The following is a 14,241-nucleotide window of genomic DNA, read 5'->3' on the forward strand; positions in this document are numbered from 1 at the left end:
TGGTGGGATTTTACGGGTTGCCCTTACTGAGCTTGTTCAACCTTGAGCTCTTGCCAGTGATGGATCAAATGTTGATGGGAGGTGAGGTCGGGGGTTCGATTCCATCCCGCCACGTAGCCAAGCGCATAAGCAATGCCTGCGCGGCGTGCCATCAGGAGATCGGAGTCGGCATCTCCGATCAGTGCGCATTGGGATGGATCCAAATGCAGCTGCTTGCACAGACCATGCACGGCGCCTGGATCTGGCTTGCAAGGGGTGTCATCAGCGCTCCAGATTCCTGTGATGAAGTCGCTTAAGCCATGGTCTTGAAGAAACTGTTTGATGCCGTGGCGGGTGTCATTGCTGATCACGGCACAGATCACACCAGCGTTGTGCAGCTCGTTGAGCAACTCTTTCGAATGGGGCAGAGGGGTTCTGGCGCTGAGGGCTGCTTCCGTTGCGTTTTGCTTATGGAGATGGTCCACGCTGTCAAAGATCTCTTCAGCGAGCACGAGTGCTTGAGGCCAGCTGAGATCAAACAGACAGAAGATCGTTGCGGTGCTCAACAGATTGTGTTGACGCGAAGCGACGGCCAACGTTCCATCAGGAATTAAGCCGGAGTCGCATCGGCCCATCGCGCGCTTGAGCAACCCCTGGAGTTGAACTTGTGTCTCTGACGACGCGCCACGGGAGGCAAAGACACGAAGGATTTCATCAATCCTGGCGTCTGCCAGTTCAATGAGATGGGGTTCGCTATGGGAAAGGGTGCCGTCCTTGTCGAACAGCACCCCGTGGATCAAGCCAAGCGAATGGCCTCTGAGAAATAGATGAGCCATGGGCTCATGCAGCTCAGACCATCATCGAGCTCAAGGGCTCTTCTCCCTCTTCTGCTTGCTCAAGAAGCATTTGCTTGTAGCGAGCAGCCATTTCCTCAGCCTTGTCAAAGACCTTTTGAGGATCGGTGAGCATGTCACCGGGTTCTGGCTCTAGAGCCTTGGTGGACAGTGAGATCCGACCACGTTCGGCGTCGAGGTCGATGATCATCACCTTCATTTGATCATTCACATTCAGCACGGAATGGGGTGTTTCGATGTGCTCGTGACTGATCTCGGAAATGTGGAGCAAACCGCTGACACCGCCGATGTCGATGAAGGCGCCGTAGGGCTTGATGCCACGAACGGTGCCGATCACCACTTCGCCGACCTCGAGGCGATTCATCTTGCGCTCTACGAGGGCGCGACGATGACTGAGAACCAGACGATTGCGCTCTTCGTCGACTTCAAGGAATTTCAGGGGCAAGAAGTCTGCAACCAGCTCTTCTTTCGGCTTGCGCGTGCTGATGTGGGATCCAGGGATGAAGCCGCGAAGACCTTCCACGCGAACAAGAGCACCACCACGGTTGGTGGCGAAGACTTCTGAATAGATGGTGGCGTCTTCTTTTTGCAGCTGCCGCACCCGCTCCCAGGCACGCTGGTACTCAATACGGCGAACGGAGAGAGACAGTTGCCCGTCTTCGTTTTCTTCACTCATGATGAAGAATTCCCGAATTTCACCGGGTTGCAACACATCGCTGAGACCTTCCACCCTGTTGATGGAGACCTCTTGGAGTGGCATAAATGCGGCGGTCTTGGCGCCGATATCGATCATTGCCCCCTTCGTTTCCAGCGCAAACACGGTGCCGTTGACGATGTCGCCTGGCTTGAAGTTGTAGTCGTACTTGCTTAGTAGTGAGGCGAAATCATCAATCGTGAAGCCGGCCCCATCCAAATCCCCAGGGTTGGCGCGACTGCTTGGATCATCCGCGGTCGGAATATCTTCCGGAATACTGAGATCTTCGTCCGTTCCAAAATCGGCTTGGTCTGCTGTGGCTTCGACGGCTGTACTCTCGTCGATGGCAGTGGTGGTGTCCACAGCAAGATCCTGAGCCGGATCGGTTGGGGTAACAGTCATGGATGGTTGGCGGTCTGCCCGAGGACAGTGCGATAAAAATTGATCCAGTGCCCGCCGACAAAGGATCAGTATTTTTTAATTTTACAGAACAGCCTTGCTTTTTAGACGAGGGCGGCGAGCTCAGCTTTGTCTACGTTCATCCCTTCAAGGGTGGAGACGAAATCGCTGACGCTTCGAAAGTGTCGATACACCGAGGCAAAACGCACATAAGCCACTTCGCTGAGCCCTTTGAGATGTCCCAGCACCAGCTCACCAATCTCTGAGCTGGCAACCTCACGGCTATTGCTTTGCTGAAGGCTGAGTTCCAACTCGTCAACAATGGCTTCGAGTTTGCTGGGAGTGAGCTCTGTTTTTTCGCAGGCTCGGCTTAGGCCGTGCAGAAGTTTGCTGCGATTAAAAATTTCACGATGCCCATTGCGTTTGAGCACGGTGATGGGGACCATCTCAACCCGCTCGTAAGTTGTGAATCGAAATTCACAATTCAGGCATTCACGACGCCGGCGCACACTCCTACCACCCTCGGCTGCTCTCGATTCGAGAACCCGGCTATCCGTGTTTTGGCAGGAGGGGCACTGCACGCCCTAGTCGATCCAATATGAATACTTTTTATTGTATAGAACATGTGGAGCCTTGAAAAGTGTTTGTGACCTAAGAATCCGATTTGAGCAATAAAAAAACCCCGCTTTTGGCGGGGTTAGATCTGCTGGATGGACTACTTACCGATCTTCGGTGGATCGCGGAATGCGATTGCGAAGAACAAGGTGGCAATCGCCAGGCCGAGAATGAGGATGTAAGCGAAGCTTTCCATCGAGAATCTCCTAGAGAGCGATCAGCTGAGGGGGGTGGAACCCGTGGGAGGAACATATCCCTCGGGTAGGCGACGGGTGGATTTGTCGCCGAGTTTTTGGAAGAGACCGAACTCAACCTGTTCGCCAAGATCAGGGTCGATTCCTGCGAACACGTCCCGGTAGAGGGTGCGAGCACCGTGCCAGATGTGGCCGAAGAAGAAGAGCAAGGCGAAGGTTGCGTGGCCGAAGGTGAACCAACCACGAGGTGAGCTGCGGAATGTTCCGTCCGAGTTATAGGTTTCGCGATCGAAGTCGAAACCTTCTCCGAGTTGAGCCTTACGGGCTAGGCGCTTCACGTCAGCTGGATCAGTGAAGACCTTGCCATCGAGAGAACCGCCATAAACGGTTGCTGTGACGCCTCGTTGTTCGAAGGAGTACTTCGCTTCAGCGCGACGGAACGGAATGTCGGCACGAACGATTCCGTCATTGTCTTCAAGAACAACAGGGAAGTTCTCAAAGAAGTTGGGGAGACGACGAACTTGAAGTTCACGTCCTTCCTTGTCGGTGAAGACAGGATGGCCAATCCATCCAGTTGCCAGTCCATCGCCATTCACCATCGGACCTACACGGAACAGGCCGCCTTTGGCAGGACTGTTACCGACGTAGTCGTAAAAAGCGAGTTTTTCGGGGATGGCAGCGTAGGCCTCGTCAATCGTGGCACCTTCATCAAGAGCCGTCTGAACGCGGCGATTGATTTCTGTCTTGAAGTAGCTCTGATCCCACTGATAACGAGTGGGGCCAAACAACTCGACAGGGGTTGCTGCGGCGCCGTACCACATGGTTCCAGCCACAATGAAGGCGGCGAAAAACACAGCTGCAATGGCACTAGCCAAAACAGTTTCGATGTTTCCCATCCGCAAAGCCTTGTAGAGGCGCTCCGGCGGTCGGGTTGTGATGTGGAAGATGCCGGCAATGATGCCCACGATGCCTGCGGCAATGTGGTGGGCAACAATTCCTCCTGGATTGAACGGGTTGAATCCTTCCGGTCCCCACGAGGGTTGAACCGCCTCTAAGTGGCCTGTGAGGGCATAGGGGTCAGAGATCCACATGCCAGGTCCAAAGACACCTGTGAGGTGAAAGGCACCAAAACCGAAACAACCCAATCCTGCAAGGAGAAGGTGGATGCCGAAAATTTTCGGAAGGTCAAGGGCTGGTTCGCCCGTACGGGGGTCTTGCCAAATTTCAAGATCCCAGTACGTCCAGTGCCAAATGGCAGCGAGCATCAAAAGGCCACTGAAGACGATGTGAGCGGCTGCGACGCCTTCGAAGCTCCAGAAGCCAGGATCGACTCCCGTTTCTCCGGTAATACTCCAGCCTCCCCAGCTTCCGGTGACGCCAAGTCGGGACATGAAGGGCATGACAAACATGCCCTGACGCCACATTGGGTTCAGGACTGGATCCGATGGATCAAAAATTGCGAGTTCGTAGAGGGCCATCGAGCCGGCCCAGCCGGCAACGAGGGCAGTGTGCATGAGGTGCACGGCCAAGAGTCGGCCGGGGTCGTTAATGACGACGGTGTGCACCCGATACCAGGGCAATCCCATGGGTCAGGTTCAGGTGGAACGGAGCTGCTGATGCAGACAGACCAAGTGATCGTAGGGGGTTCGCTCAATTGAGTGGGGTGTGTTGTCGCGAGCTGCAATGTCTTGTGTTGAGCCGCCTCGATTTGTTTTCCCCGCTGTCCTGTCAGTGCTTCGGTCTATTGGCTGCCGCATTCAGGTCTGGTCGAGGGGGTTACAAAACGCAACCTTTGGGCGCAAAGTGGGCGTTTATCGCTGGAGCACTCCATGCCAGTCATTCGTTTTTTGCGTGAGGGACGTGATGTGGAGTGCTATCCCGGTGAAAATCTGCGCGATGTTGCTCTGCGCGAAAACATCGAGCTTTATGGCTTGAAGGGACAACTCGGGAATTGCGGTGGCTGCGGTCAGTGCATCACCTGTTTTGTTGACGTTGTGGGATCCGATGCCGACGCGCCTTTGACGGCTCGAACCGCTGTTGAGGACAGCAAGCTCAGGCGTCGTCCTGAGTCATGGCGATTGGCTTGTCAGGCGCTGGTGGAGCAATCCGTGATCGTGCTGACCCGCCCGCAAGTTCGCTTGGCTGACCTCGATAAGAAAAAGGTTGCCGCGCGCACGGCAGCCCTGCCAGTCGGGCCTACGGCATGGCCCGTGACCGAGAGCGAAGATGAGGCCGAAGAAGGATCGGAACAGGAGACTGCGGATGATGCTCCTGCTACGCCCAGTGACGAGGGGTGAGCTGAAGCTCATCGTTGCTCCCGAACGATGATACGTTCGGCCTTGCGTCAATAATCGCCCATGGAAACCAACGATCTCGGCTTCGTTGCCAGCCTCATGTTCGTCCTGGTTCCGACGGTGTTTCTGATCGTCTTGTTCATCCAGACCAACAGCCGAGAAGGTTCCTCCTGATCGACTGTTGGTTCGGGACTGGTCCGCTTTAGCTCTGCTCGGGTTCGCGGACCAAAAGAACCGGTGCAGGCGCATGGACTCGGATGTAATCGCTGATCGAGCCGCCAAGGAGTTTGTCCAAATCCACCAGGCCTCTAGCGACAAGAGGGCGCCTGTCCTGTGATGCGATCACCAAAAGGTCGGCATTGATTTCTTCGGCTGCTTGGCAAACCCCTCGGCCGATGTCCGGGTTTGCCACGTGCATTGGCTTGAGGTCAACGCCCAGGCTGCGAGCCCGTTGGACTGCGGCCGTCAGCAAGCCGTCGGCTTTGCTGTCGCCACCGCGGGAGGCCGAGAGGTCTTGCCTGGCAATGTGGACGCCAGTCAGCTGTCCGCCTGGGATCTCTCGAACCATTTCGCAGGCAATCCGAAGCGCATCATCGCCAACACCTGTTCCGTCAACAGTCACCATGAGGCGATTCACATGGCGGACATAAAGGTCATCACGCACCAGCAGCATGGGACGTGTTGATAGCTGAAAGACGTATTGGCTAGTGCTGTTGGACAGGATCGATTGCAGGCGACCCAGGCCTCTGGATCCCATCACGATCAAGTCGGCATTGATCTCTTCAGCCACCTTCAGAACGGTCTGCTTGGCATCCCCTTGGCGGATGATCGAATTCACGTCACTCGGGTTAAGACCCAATTGGCTTACCGCCTTGGCGAGCAAGCTCCCTGCGGTTGTCCAATGGTCTTCTGCGTTGACCTTGCCTTGCTCGGACACCACATGAAGCAGGTTGATGCGTGCAGCCCTGAATGCAGGAAGCTCCCGCAGCATCCGCACCATTTCTTCGACATGACCTTTGCCGGAATCAGCAATCAGAAGATTCTTGAACACGATGAAGAGTTAGGTCTGCATCAGCCTATGGCTGACTCACCAGACCGTGCTGATGGTGATTGAGAGCGTTACGAGACCTCCTTGGCAATTGCATAAGCGTGTGCTGCCACAACACACCGATCACGGCGGTGTGATGTGGCATGGCGCCTATGTCGGGTGGTTGGAAGAGGCTCGCGTGGAAGCCCTTGCTGCGGTGGGGCTGCCCTACCGGCTGATGGCGCTTGAACGGTTGGAAATGCCAGTGGTGCGCTTGGACATGTCTTACAAGCGAGCTCTTTTGCATGGAGACCAGGTTGTGCTTCTAAGCCATGCGCTTCCCCCTGAGGGTCCTCGCTGGCGATGGCAGACGCGCTTGTTAAGGCCAGATGGTGATTGCGTCTTCGAGGCCCATGTGGAGTTGGTGTTGGTCCGTCTCGACGGTGACAGGCGCCAGGTTTTGCGACGCCCACCACCGTCCGTGGCATCAGCGCTTCAGCTGCTGACCCAGGGCCCAACCCAATAGCGTGCTAGTACAGATGTACTTGCGCTGAATGATTGGGTGAGCGTGGCTGGTGGTGGCTGTGGATCTCATGCCCCGGATTGGGTGTTGCCAGGATGCGGGCCCTCAGGGCTGTTGCTCAAGCGCATCAGCTGCCCTTGGCCGATCTGTGGTCATGGCCTCTCTGGCGTTTGCAAAGAGAGCTGAGGTGGCCCGACGCCTTGATGAAGCGCGTCGAGTCGTATCGGCTGAGCAAAGGGACGTCCCCCAGCGTTGGGGTTCCGGACCATGCTCTGCTGCCCCTGGATCAAGACTGGCCGATCGCATTTGAAGGGTTGAAGCGTCCTCCGCTTGCGGTGCACTGGTCGGGGCGGAAGCCGTGCTGGCCGTTGTTATCTGCTCAGAAGGCTGTCGCGGTCGTCGGAACGCGCCGGCCGTCGGATCATGGCCGGCGAATGGCCCATGCGCTTGGTCAGGGCCTTGCCCGTGCTGGTTGGCCCGTGGTGAGTGGTCTTGCGGAAGGCATTGATGCCGCCGCTCACCATGGTTGTCTTGCAGCGGGTGGCCGTCCGGTTGGTGTGTTGGGTACGCCTTTGGATCGTGTGTATCCGTCTGAGCATGAGGCCCTGCAGGCCGAAGTTGAGTCTGCTGGCTTGTTGTTCAGCGAATGGCCCTGCGGTGCGCGGGTGCAGCGATCCAACTTTGCGTTGCGGAATCGCCTTCTGGTGAGTGTGTCTTGTGCCTTGGTGGTGGTTGAGTGCCCTGAAACAAGCGGCTCACTGTTGTCAGCTCAGATCGCTCACACTCAGGATTGTCCTGTGTGGGTGGTCCCAGGGGATGCGCTGCGCTGGTCTTGTCAAGGCAGCAATCGTTTGTTGCAGGAGGGGGCAACACCGTTGCTATCTCCGGAATCGTTGATTGCCGCCCTGGGACCAGGACCGCTTGCGCCAGCGAGCACGGCGTCGAAGCGATCGGATCGATCCCGGCCTTCCGTCGAGCGGCATCCCTCGCTTTTGCGATGGGTGGATGAAGGTTTCACCCTTGAGCAGTTATCTGCAGAACTCAGCTGCAGTCCAACTCAGTTGGCGCATGAGTTGTTGCAACTCGAGCTCGAGGGTGTTGTCGAACCCAAGCCTGGTCTGCGTTGGCGGTCCGTCTAACCTGAGCCCATGGGCGTGATTCGCTGCAAGGGAACAGATCTACTGGTGTGGAGGCGGGAGCTGCTCCGTCAGGGTGGGCGTGCTGTGGACTTGGATTGGCTGCTTTCGATGGCGGCAGATTGCTCCTGGGGTGATCTTCAAAAACTGCGCATTTGCCCAGACGTTGAGATCGAGCTGAGTTCTTCGTTGACCCAGCTCACAGATCTTTGGATCCAGCATCGCGATCAGCACATTCCGCTCCAGCACTTGGTTGGCCTCTGTCCATGGCGCGATTTTGAGCTGGAGGTGTCACCCGATGCCTTGATTCCGCGTCAAGAAACCGAGCTGCTCATTGATTTTGCGTTGCAGTGTTCGCCAGAAGATGCCCTGGATAAGGAAGGGATCTGGGCCGACTTGGGAACAGGCTCAGGAGCTTTGGCCGTGGCGCTTGCCCGTGGTCTCCCTCACTGGCAGGGACATGGCGTTGACTCCAGCAGCCAGGCGCTTGCTCTGGCGGAACGCAACCTCAGGGCCCTCGCTGGCGAAAGTTGTTGGCAACTCCATCTCGGCAACTGGTGGGAACCGCTCAAACCATGGTGGGGGCAGTTTGGTCTTGTGTTGAGTAATCCGCCTTACATCCCCACCGCTGTCATCGATGACCTAGCGCCCGTCGTTAAAGACCATGAACCTCATCTAGCGCTCTGTGGTGGTGAGGATGGACTCGACTGTTGCCGGCAGATCATTCGAGATGCCAGCAGAGCCTTAGCTCCAGGAGGCTGGATCCTCTTGGAGCACCACCATGACCAAAGTGCAATGGTGCTGAAGTTACTCAGTGAGGCAGGTTTCGAGCGGTCAGAAGCCCGCTCTGATCTTCAGGGCATCCCCCGCTTTGCACTTGCTCAGCGACCCTGCCATCCATTGCTTCTGGCCAGTTCATAGATCATCGATGACGATCAATCCCCTCAAGTTGTTGGATCGCGATGGCCTCGACGCGCATTTGCGTGCTGGGGGTGCTGCCTTGCTCCCTACAGACACCCTTCCGGCATTGGCTGCGCTGCCAGAGCAGGCGGCACAAATTTGGCGCTTGAAAAAACGTCCACAGGACAAGCCCTTGATCCTGATGGGTGCTGACGTTGATGCGCTGTTATGTCATGTATGCCCCGAAGCTCGAGCCGACGCCAATGCTCTAGCGCATCGGCACTGGCCAGGGGCCCTCACCCTGGTGTTGCCCGCCTTTGGGCCCTGCGCAGAAGCCCTCAACCCTGGAGTGGCAACTCTGGGTTTGCGCATTCCAGCTTGCGAGCCGATGTTGGATCTTTTGCGTTGCAGCGGTCCTCTTGCCACGACCAGTGCCAATGTGTCTGGTGAACCTGCCAGCCGAACCGAGCGGGAGGCGGCGGCTGCGTTCCCAGACTTGCCATTGCTTGCGCCGATCCCTTGGCCTAATCCTTCCTGTCAAGCGAGCTCGGTGATTGCTTGGCGAGGATCGCAACGTTGGCATTGGCTGCGCAGAGGCGCTGTCATGCCAGCAGGTGTGGTGAGCCCTCCCGAATGCTCTGGTTAATTGCTTCGTTATTTTTGCTTCAAACCGCCATTCATTGGCTGTTTGAACCGGTGGTCCAACTGCTCACGCCGTGGTTTGAATTGGATGTGCTCCCATGGATTCTTGCCATCATTGGGATCTGGCTGTTTACAGGTCGCTCGAACCGCTGATCCCAGCATCGATCTGGAGCGATGACCGTGGTCTTAAGGATCTTGTCTGAAGCCGGCTAACGGATTTGAACCGATGACCTTCGCTTTACAAAAGCGCTGCTCTACCACTGAGCTAAGCCGGCATTGATGGGAGTTTACCGCTGCACGTTCTCGTCGCTTCTGAATGGGTGTTGAGCCACCACATCGAAAGTTCAAGCCTCGAGCGGCAACCGCTTTTCTCGAGGGCGTTGCTGATGTGACTTTCCACGGTTCGGATGCTAACCACAAGTCGGGACGCGATGGCCCGATTGCTAAGCCCCTCCAGAAGGAGTTGGATCACGGTGGTTTCTGCGGGGGTGAAGCCTTGCTCAGCCATGACGTCTGGAGATGCTTCCAGAACCATTCCCCGCTAGTCCGGTTTGGGAGTTGTTGATGCGATTGGTCGCCGAAACGGCAAGTTGGCAACCAGGGCCGTGACGCGATCCTCGGTTTCCAAGCTCACATCACCTTCCTCTAGATCGATATCAACGTATTTGGCCACCACTTCAAAAATTTCACGACGCATTTGGTCGAGAAGCTCAGGGCTTAGGTCACTGCGGTCATGCGCCAGAACGAGCTGAAGCCTGTCTCTGGCAGTGCTTGCGCTTGCTGGTTGACGCCCAAGCAATTTGTCGACGAGGTCACGGAGAGTCATCAGCTCAGAAGATCTTCGTTTGCATCAAGCGGCGCACGGTGGCCCGTAGGCCCGAACGCTCCTTAGAGGGGTCCAGCAATGAAATGTCTTCGCCTTGAAGGCGGCCGGCAATATTGCCGTAGGCCTTGGCTGCTGGTGATTTGGTCCCATTCAGGGTGAGGGGTTCGCCCCGATTGGTGCTAACGATCACCTGCTCATCTTCCAGCACTAATCCCAGCAAGGGGAGAGCCAGGATGTCGGTGACGTCATCCACCGCCAACATTTCTTGATTGGCCATCATTTTGGGCCTAACTCGATTGAGAACGAGTTGGACTGGGGTCACCCCGTGGGTGTTGAGCAATCCGATCACTCGATCTGCATCTCGCACAGCTGAAACTTCAGGAGTGGTGATCACAATGGCCTCACGCGCTGCAGCAACGGCGTTCTTAAAGCCGTCTTCAATGCCTGCGGGGCAGTCGATTAACACGTAATCGAATCGTTTCTCAAGCATGGAGACAATGGCCTGCATGTCCTCTGGTTTGAGCCACTCGAGCATCCGCGGATTGCCAGCAGGCAGCAAGGCCAGATTCGGAACCTGTTTGTGCTTCACCAAGGCCTGGTCCAAGCGGCAGGTCTCGGCCAAAACCTCTTGAGCTGTATAAACAATTCGGTTTTCGAGTCCAAGCAACAGATCCAGGTTGCGTAAACCGAAGTCAGCATCCAGAACAACAGTGCTGGAACCACGCTGGGCGAGGGCTATACCCAAGTTGGCCGTAAGGGTGGTCTTACCGACGCCCCCCTTGCCGGAGCAGATCAAGATCGTTCGCGAATTTGACGTCACGTTGTCGCGGTTGATTTGGTCAGGTTAGGGGCAAGTGCTCTTAATTGTTTAAATCGGCTGAAAGCTCTTGCAATGACAAGTCACTGCGGGGATCAGCAGGCTCGATCGAAATCACTCCATCCACAATGCGGGCTTCCTCCGCAAGACCAGGTTGGGGTTTCTCCTCTGGTCCCCTGGCGACAAGATCCGCGATTCGTAGCTGAAGAGGACGGAGCTGTAAGGCCGTGATCCTGGCATTCAGATCGCCTTGAACCCCTGCATGAGCAGAACCACGGAGGCGTCCCCAGATCAGGACGTTCCCCCCGGCACTGATTTGCGCACCTGGATTGACATCGCCAATGAGCAAAACGTGGTGGCGTGCTTTGAGATGGTCTCCCGATCGCAGGGTGGCTCGATGGATCAACAGTGCTGGGGCCTGCTTGTCCTCAGCACTTTCAGGAAGCGGATCGACACGCTGTGGTGTGGTGAGTTGAGCTGGAATGCCAAGGGCGTTGGCGCTGACCACGGTGAGTGGATGGCAGCTTTTGATGGACAGCAATCGGCAGCTGCGCTCCTCAAGTTGCGCTTGCAAGGCAGAGAGCACCCGGCAATTCAACAACCACTCCCCGCTATCCAATTCGAGATCCTTGCCCTCCAGGCCACTGAGTTGGTCAGCGAGGGTGTCTTGCCAAGGGATGTGCCGATTGGTGGGCAGAACCAGGCGATGGCATGCCGCTTGAAGGGTCTCTTGGGTCAAAGCCACCGACGTGATCAAGAGTGGAAATTGACGTTAAATCTGCGCCAGGTATTGGCCCACCTTTCGTTTCAGTTCCTGACTGATTTGCTTTGGATAGATCAGCCAGCTGGTGCTGACAGGCTTGCTCAAGCTTTTAACGAGTGCTGAGCTTTGCTCGAGTGCTTGAAGTTGCTGACCATTCCAGAGCCTTAGCCCCCCGCGATAGGGGTGATATCCATGCAGTTGTTGATGGCGTAGACCGCAACTCAAACTCGGATCCAATCCCTTTGCTTCGGCCAATCCCCGTGCGAGTGCCAAGCATTCGAGCTGCTTCTCCTTGGAGAGGCTGTCCACATCGAGAGCTTTGAGGAGTCGTCGGTTGAGAAACCGATCACAGAGATCAGCGAGCGGGCGAGGGGCTTCCTCTCGCCAGCGCAACAGGTGATAGCCCGTTCGCAGGTCATCGTTAGCCAAATAGGCCTCCAGGTCGAGCTCATGGGCTGACCACAGCCAGCAGCGCATCGTGGAATCTGTCCAAACCTGATCGGGGCCTAGCTCACGGGCTAGGCGAATCATTTGTTCCAGCAGCCAATTGCACACCACATTGAGGCGGTGGTTGTAAACACTGCGGTACATCAGGTTTCGCACCACGAGGTAGTGCTCAACCGCCATGAGGCCCTTGGGATGAATCGCGAGTTCTCCATCTGGCGCCAGGGTCAGTGCGGCCAGAATTCTCCCTAAATCCAGTTGGCCGTAGCTCGTCCCTGTGCTGTAGCTATCTCGCAGCAAGTAATCGAGCCTGTCGCAATCGAGTTGGCTGCTCACGAGGTCCTTAATGACTCTCCGCTCTGAGGTGCCGTGCTCTAGGAGAGCGGCCACGGCTTCTGAGCTTCCTGGTTGGAATCGCTCGAGTGGCTCCCGGATCGCAGGGTGCTCTCGAACGATGCGTGCGGACCAGCGCTCATGGTGGGTGCCAAACATTTCCTCCCCGGTGTGGCTCAGGGGTGCATGACCCAGGTCATGGAGCAGGGCTGCCGCGTAGAGCACCCCCCGATGACGTTCCAGTGATGGATCCATGGCCAACAGACGCTGAAAGGCCTGTCGCGCAATGTGGAAAACGCCAAGAGAGTGGGTGAACCGGCTCGATTCAGCGCCGTGAAAGGTCAAAAAGGCTGGACCGAGCTGGCGAATCCGCCGAAGCCTTTGGAAGGGGGCTGCGTCAACGAGCTCGAGCACCAGGGCTTCAGCTGGGTTGACTGAATGAAGTGCGATGCCGCCATGCAAAGGGTCGTGATAAGTGCGGCTACTCATGCACTTTCTGCCATCTCCTCTGCCTTGATGGCATCGGCTGTTGCGGGTGATTCGCTGGTTTGGCGATCAATGATGGCCTCCAGAACCCGCGCTGCATCCGTCAGCCAGCGGTCTCCTTCGCCCCCGGGATTCAGGGGTTCGGGCTGATCTAGCAAGCGATCTGGCGTAATCCCTTGCCCTTGTATGTCCCGTCCGCTGGGGGTGACATATCCGGCCACAGTGACGGCCAAACCGCTGCCATCACTCAGGTTGGTTAGGGTCTGGATGAGCCCCTTGCCGAAGGTTTCACTGCCCAGCAGCAGCGAACGATCGTTGTCCTGCAGGGCCCCAGCGAGGATCTCGCTGGCACTTGCGGTGCCAGCGTTGACCAAGGTCACCATCGGACCGTCGTACAGCGTGACCGGGTTCGATTGGATGGGATCAGCAATCCCGTCTCGATTGCGTGTTTCCACGATCGGCTCTTGGTCCAAGAAGGCGTCAGCAACGGCAAGTCCTCCGCTGACGAGACCCCCAGAGTTGTTGCGAAGATCAAGCACCACTCCTTCCACTCCCTTATCGGTGAGTTCTTGCAGGGCTTCCTGTACTTTCTTCGGCACGCCTTCGCTGAACTGCGTGATGCGGAGATGGCCAAGCGTGTGGGTGTCACTTCGAAGACGCCGCGTGCGAACCGGGCGTAGATCGACATTGCGTCGTTCCAAGGTGAGCTCTTCAGCCTCTCCATTCGGGGGTTGGACGGTGAGCAAAACCTGCGTTCCCGCATCCCCTCGCAAGCGTGCTGCGGTGGTTTCGAGTCCCAGCAGAGCAGTGGATTCTCCGTTCACAGCCAGAAGTGCTGCGCCGCTGACCACGCCCGCGTCAGCGGCGGGTGATCCCTCAAGTGCCGCGATCACAACCACTGAATCTTCATCGTTGTGATGGCCCAGCTGAAGCCCTACGCCACTCAGGCTGCCGGAGTTGCTGGACTTCATGACGGAGTAATCGTCAGGTCTCAACAGCCTTGTGTAGGGATCATCGAGGGGTTCAAGCATCGTTTCGATGGCGCTGTAGGCCTGCTCGCTGGTTTCGATCGTCTGCTCAAGAGCTTTCTGGCGTAAGCGCTTCCAATGAATTCGATCGAAACTCGAGGGGTCGACATAGCTCTGATTCACAAGGCGCCAGGTTTCAACCACCAGCTGCTGGGCATCGTTGAGCGCCAGAGCAGGTGCTGGAATGAAGAGGCTGCAAAGCAAAAGGGAGGCACAGCCGGAGGCCAGCTGCCGCAGGCCTTTTCTCATGTAATTAACAATCGGCAACATCAGCTTCATTCTGTCGC

General features: G+C 56.8%; 19 protein-coding genes and 1 tRNA gene. 7 read left to right on the forward strand and 13 right to left on the reverse strand.

Annotation, left to right across the window (positions count from 1 at the left end; genetic code table 11):
* Positions 1 to 23: 23 nt before the first annotated feature.
* The 5 genes from SynROS8604_RS03295 to psbB all read right to left on the reverse strand — a co-directional run bounded on the left by SynROS8604_RS03295 (position 24) and on the right by psbB (position 4,321).
* A complete protein-coding gene (locus tag SynROS8604_RS03295) occupies positions 24 to 815 on the reverse strand; it encodes an HAD family hydrolase (protein ID WP_186545116.1) in 792 nt (263 codons plus the stop codon).
* A gap of 13 nt (positions 816 to 828) precedes the next feature.
* On the reverse strand, positions 829 to 1,929 hold the full coding sequence (locus SynROS8604_RS03300; protein ID WP_186545117.1) for a 30S ribosomal protein S1: 1,101 nt from the start codon (positions 1,927 to 1,929) through the stop codon (positions 829 to 831).
* A gap of 101 nt (positions 1,930 to 2,030) precedes the next feature.
* Positions 2,031 to 2,507, reverse strand: a complete 477-nt coding sequence (nrdR, locus tag SynROS8604_RS03305) for a transcriptional regulator NrdR (RefSeq protein WP_186545118.1) — start codon at positions 2,505 to 2,507, stop codon at positions 2,031 to 2,033.
* Between the two features lie 134 nt (positions 2,508 to 2,641).
* The gene (locus SynROS8604_RS03310) at positions 2,642 to 2,737 is read right to left on the reverse strand and encodes a photosystem II reaction center protein T (RefSeq protein ID WP_006854916.1); all 96 of its coding nucleotides are present in this window, start codon (positions 2,735 to 2,737) and stop codon (positions 2,642 to 2,644) included.
* A gap of 21 nt (positions 2,738 to 2,758) precedes the next feature.
* Positions 2,759 to 4,321 carry a photosystem II chlorophyll-binding protein CP47 gene (gene psbB, locus SynROS8604_RS03315; protein ID WP_006854917.1) on the reverse strand — a complete coding sequence of 521 codons (1,563 nt, stop codon included), beginning with the start codon at positions 4,319 to 4,321 and terminating at the stop codon, positions 2,759 to 2,761.
* Positions 4,322 to 4,564: 243 nt separating this feature from the next.
* On the opposite strand from psbB, the gene SynROS8604_RS03320 reads away from it, so the two are divergent.
* Together SynROS8604_RS03320 and psbM are read left to right on the forward strand one after the other, a co-directional pair.
* On the forward strand, positions 4,565 to 5,032 hold the full coding sequence (locus tag SynROS8604_RS03320; RefSeq protein WP_186545119.1) for a 2Fe-2S iron-sulfur cluster-binding protein: 468 nt from the start codon (positions 4,565 to 4,567) through the stop codon (positions 5,030 to 5,032).
* Between the two features lie 60 nt (positions 5,033 to 5,092).
* The gene (psbM, locus tag SynROS8604_RS03325; RefSeq protein WP_006854919.1) at positions 5,093 to 5,203 is read left to right on the forward strand and encodes a photosystem II reaction center protein PsbM; all 111 of its coding nucleotides are present in this window, start codon (positions 5,093 to 5,095) and stop codon (positions 5,201 to 5,203) included.
* Between the two features lie 28 nt (positions 5,204 to 5,231).
* On the opposite strand, the gene SynROS8604_RS03330 is transcribed toward psbM, so the two are convergent.
* Positions 5,232 to 6,080: a universal stress protein gene (locus SynROS8604_RS03330; RefSeq protein ID WP_186545120.1), complete on the reverse strand. Its 849-nt coding sequence runs from the start codon at positions 6,078 to 6,080 to the stop codon at positions 5,232 to 5,234.
* A 52-nt stretch (positions 6,081 to 6,132) separates the two neighbouring features.
* Between SynROS8604_RS03330 and SynROS8604_RS03335 the strand changes: the two genes are divergently transcribed.
* The 5 genes from SynROS8604_RS03335 to SynROS8604_RS03355 all read left to right on the forward strand — a co-directional run bounded on the left by SynROS8604_RS03335 (position 6,133) and on the right by SynROS8604_RS03355 (position 9,410).
* Positions 6,133 to 6,582: an acyl-CoA thioesterase gene (locus SynROS8604_RS03335; protein WP_186545121.1), complete on the forward strand. Its 450-nt coding sequence runs from the start codon at positions 6,133 to 6,135 to the stop codon at positions 6,580 to 6,582.
* Positions 6,583 to 6,674: 92 nt separating this feature from the next.
* The gene (locus tag SynROS8604_RS03340; RefSeq protein ID WP_186545122.1) at positions 6,675 to 7,718 is read left to right on the forward strand and encodes a DNA-processing protein DprA; all 1,044 of its coding nucleotides are present in this window, start codon (positions 6,675 to 6,677) and stop codon (positions 7,716 to 7,718) included.
* Positions 7,719 to 7,727: 9 nt separating this feature from the next.
* Positions 7,728 to 8,636 carry a peptide chain release factor N(5)-glutamine methyltransferase gene (prmC, locus tag SynROS8604_RS03345; protein WP_186545123.1) on the forward strand — a complete coding sequence of 303 codons (909 nt, stop codon included), beginning with the start codon at positions 7,728 to 7,730 and terminating at the stop codon, positions 8,634 to 8,636.
* 7 nt (positions 8,637 to 8,643) lie between these two features.
* Complete coding sequence (locus tag SynROS8604_RS03350) at positions 8,644 to 9,261, forward strand: L-threonylcarbamoyladenylate synthase (RefSeq protein WP_186545124.1); 618 nt, start codon at positions 8,644 to 8,646, stop codon at positions 9,259 to 9,261.
* The gene (locus SynROS8604_RS03355; protein ID WP_186545125.1) at positions 9,249 to 9,410 is read left to right on the forward strand and encodes a hypothetical protein; all 162 of its coding nucleotides are present in this window, start codon (positions 9,249 to 9,251) and stop codon (positions 9,408 to 9,410) included. Before SynROS8604_RS03350 ends, SynROS8604_RS03355 begins: the two co-directional genes overlap by 13 nt.
* Positions 9,411 to 9,460: 50 nt before the next feature.
* Here the strand turns inward: SynROS8604_RS03355 and SynROS8604_RS03360 are convergent.
* The 7 genes from SynROS8604_RS03360 to ctpZ all read right to left on the reverse strand — a co-directional run bounded on the left by SynROS8604_RS03360 (position 9,461) and on the right by ctpZ (position 14,224).
* Positions 9,461 to 9,532: transfer RNA gene (locus tag SynROS8604_RS03360), tRNA-Thr, on the reverse strand.
* Complete coding sequence (locus SynROS8604_RS03365) at positions 9,523 to 9,792, reverse strand: response regulator transcription factor (RefSeq protein WP_006854926.1); 270 nt, start codon at positions 9,790 to 9,792, stop codon at positions 9,523 to 9,525. Before SynROS8604_RS03365 ends, SynROS8604_RS03360 begins: the two co-directional genes overlap by 10 nt.
* 6 nt (positions 9,793 to 9,798) lie before the next feature.
* The gene (minE, locus tag SynROS8604_RS03370) at positions 9,799 to 10,083 is read right to left on the reverse strand and encodes a cell division topological specificity factor MinE (protein ID WP_186545126.1); all 285 of its coding nucleotides are present in this window, start codon (positions 10,081 to 10,083) and stop codon (positions 9,799 to 9,801) included.
* Positions 10,084 to 10,087: 4 nt separating this feature from the next.
* On the reverse strand, positions 10,088 to 10,903 hold the full coding sequence (gene minD, locus SynROS8604_RS03375; RefSeq protein ID WP_006854928.1) for a septum site-determining protein MinD: 816 nt from the start codon (positions 10,901 to 10,903) through the stop codon (positions 10,088 to 10,090).
* Positions 10,904 to 10,943: 40 nt separating this feature from the next.
* Complete coding sequence (gene minC, locus SynROS8604_RS03380) at positions 10,944 to 11,645, reverse strand: septum site-determining protein MinC (protein ID WP_255445165.1); 702 nt, start codon at positions 11,643 to 11,645, stop codon at positions 10,944 to 10,946.
* Between the two features lie 27 nt (positions 11,646 to 11,672).
* A complete protein-coding gene (locus SynROS8604_RS03385; protein ID WP_186545128.1) occupies positions 11,673 to 12,929 on the reverse strand; it encodes an HD domain-containing protein in 1,257 nt (418 codons plus the stop codon).
* A complete protein-coding gene (gene ctpZ / locus SynROS8604_RS03390; RefSeq protein WP_370586580.1) occupies positions 12,926 to 14,224 on the reverse strand; it encodes a carboxyl-terminal processing protease CtpZ in 1,299 nt (432 codons plus the stop codon). The genes SynROS8604_RS03385 and ctpZ overlap by 4 nt, the downstream gene beginning before the upstream one ends.
* Between the last annotated feature and the right edge of the window lie 17 nt (positions 14,225 to 14,241).

Source organism: Synechococcus sp. ROS8604 (assembly GCF_014279655.1).
GTDB lineage: Bacteria > Cyanobacteriota > Cyanobacteriia > PCC-6307 > Cyanobiaceae > Synechococcus_C.

Bases quoted from the DNA above. Each gene is read 5' to 3' on its own strand.
- psbM (WP_006854919.1), top strand. From the start codon at position 5,093: ATGGAAACCAACGATCTCGGCTTCGTTGCCAGCCTCATGTTCGTCCTG.
- minE (WP_186545126.1), bottom strand. From the start codon at position 10,083: ATGACTCTCCGTGACCTCGTCGACAAATTGCTTGGGCGTCAACCAGCA.
- SynROS8604_RS03355 (WP_186545125.1), top strand. From the start codon at position 9,249: ATGCTCTGGTTAATTGCTTCGTTATTTTTGCTTCAAACCGCCATTCAT.
- SynROS8604_RS03310 (WP_006854916.1), bottom strand. From the start codon at position 2,737: ATGGAAAGCTTCGCTTACATCCTCATTCTCGGCCTGGCGATTGCCACC.
- SynROS8604_RS03295 (WP_186545116.1), bottom strand. From the start codon at position 815: ATGGCTCATCTATTTCTCAGAGGCCATTCGCTTGGCTTGATCCACGGG.
- psbB (WP_006854917.1), bottom strand. From the start codon at position 4,321: ATGGGATTGCCCTGGTATCGGGTGCACACCGTCGTCATTAACGACCCC.
- prmC (WP_186545123.1), top strand. From the start codon at position 7,728: ATGGGCGTGATTCGCTGCAAGGGAACAGATCTACTGGTGTGGAGGCGG.
- SynROS8604_RS03340 (WP_186545122.1), top strand. From the start codon at position 6,675: ATGCGGGCCCTCAGGGCTGTTGCTCAAGCGCATCAGCTGCCCTTGGCC.
- ctpZ (WP_370586580.1), bottom strand. From the start codon at position 14,224: ATGTTGCCGATTGTTAATTACATGAGAAAAGGCCTGCGGCAGCTGGCC.
- SynROS8604_RS03365 (WP_006854926.1), bottom strand. From the start codon at position 9,792: ATGGTTCTGGAAGCATCTCCAGACGTCATGGCTGAGCAAGGCTTCACC.
- SynROS8604_RS03335 (WP_186545121.1), top strand. From the start codon at position 6,133: ATGGTGATTGAGAGCGTTACGAGACCTCCTTGGCAATTGCATAAGCGT.
- SynROS8604_RS03320 (WP_186545119.1), top strand. From the start codon at position 4,565: ATGCCAGTCATTCGTTTTTTGCGTGAGGGACGTGATGTGGAGTGCTAT.
- SynROS8604_RS03350 (WP_186545124.1), top strand. From the start codon at position 8,644: ATGACGATCAATCCCCTCAAGTTGTTGGATCGCGATGGCCTCGACGCG.
- SynROS8604_RS03300 (WP_186545117.1), bottom strand. From the start codon at position 1,929: ATGACTGTTACCCCAACCGATCCGGCTCAGGATCTTGCTGTGGACACC.
- SynROS8604_RS03385 (WP_186545128.1), bottom strand. From the start codon at position 12,929: ATGAGTAGCCGCACTTATCACGACCCTTTGCATGGCGGCATCGCACTT.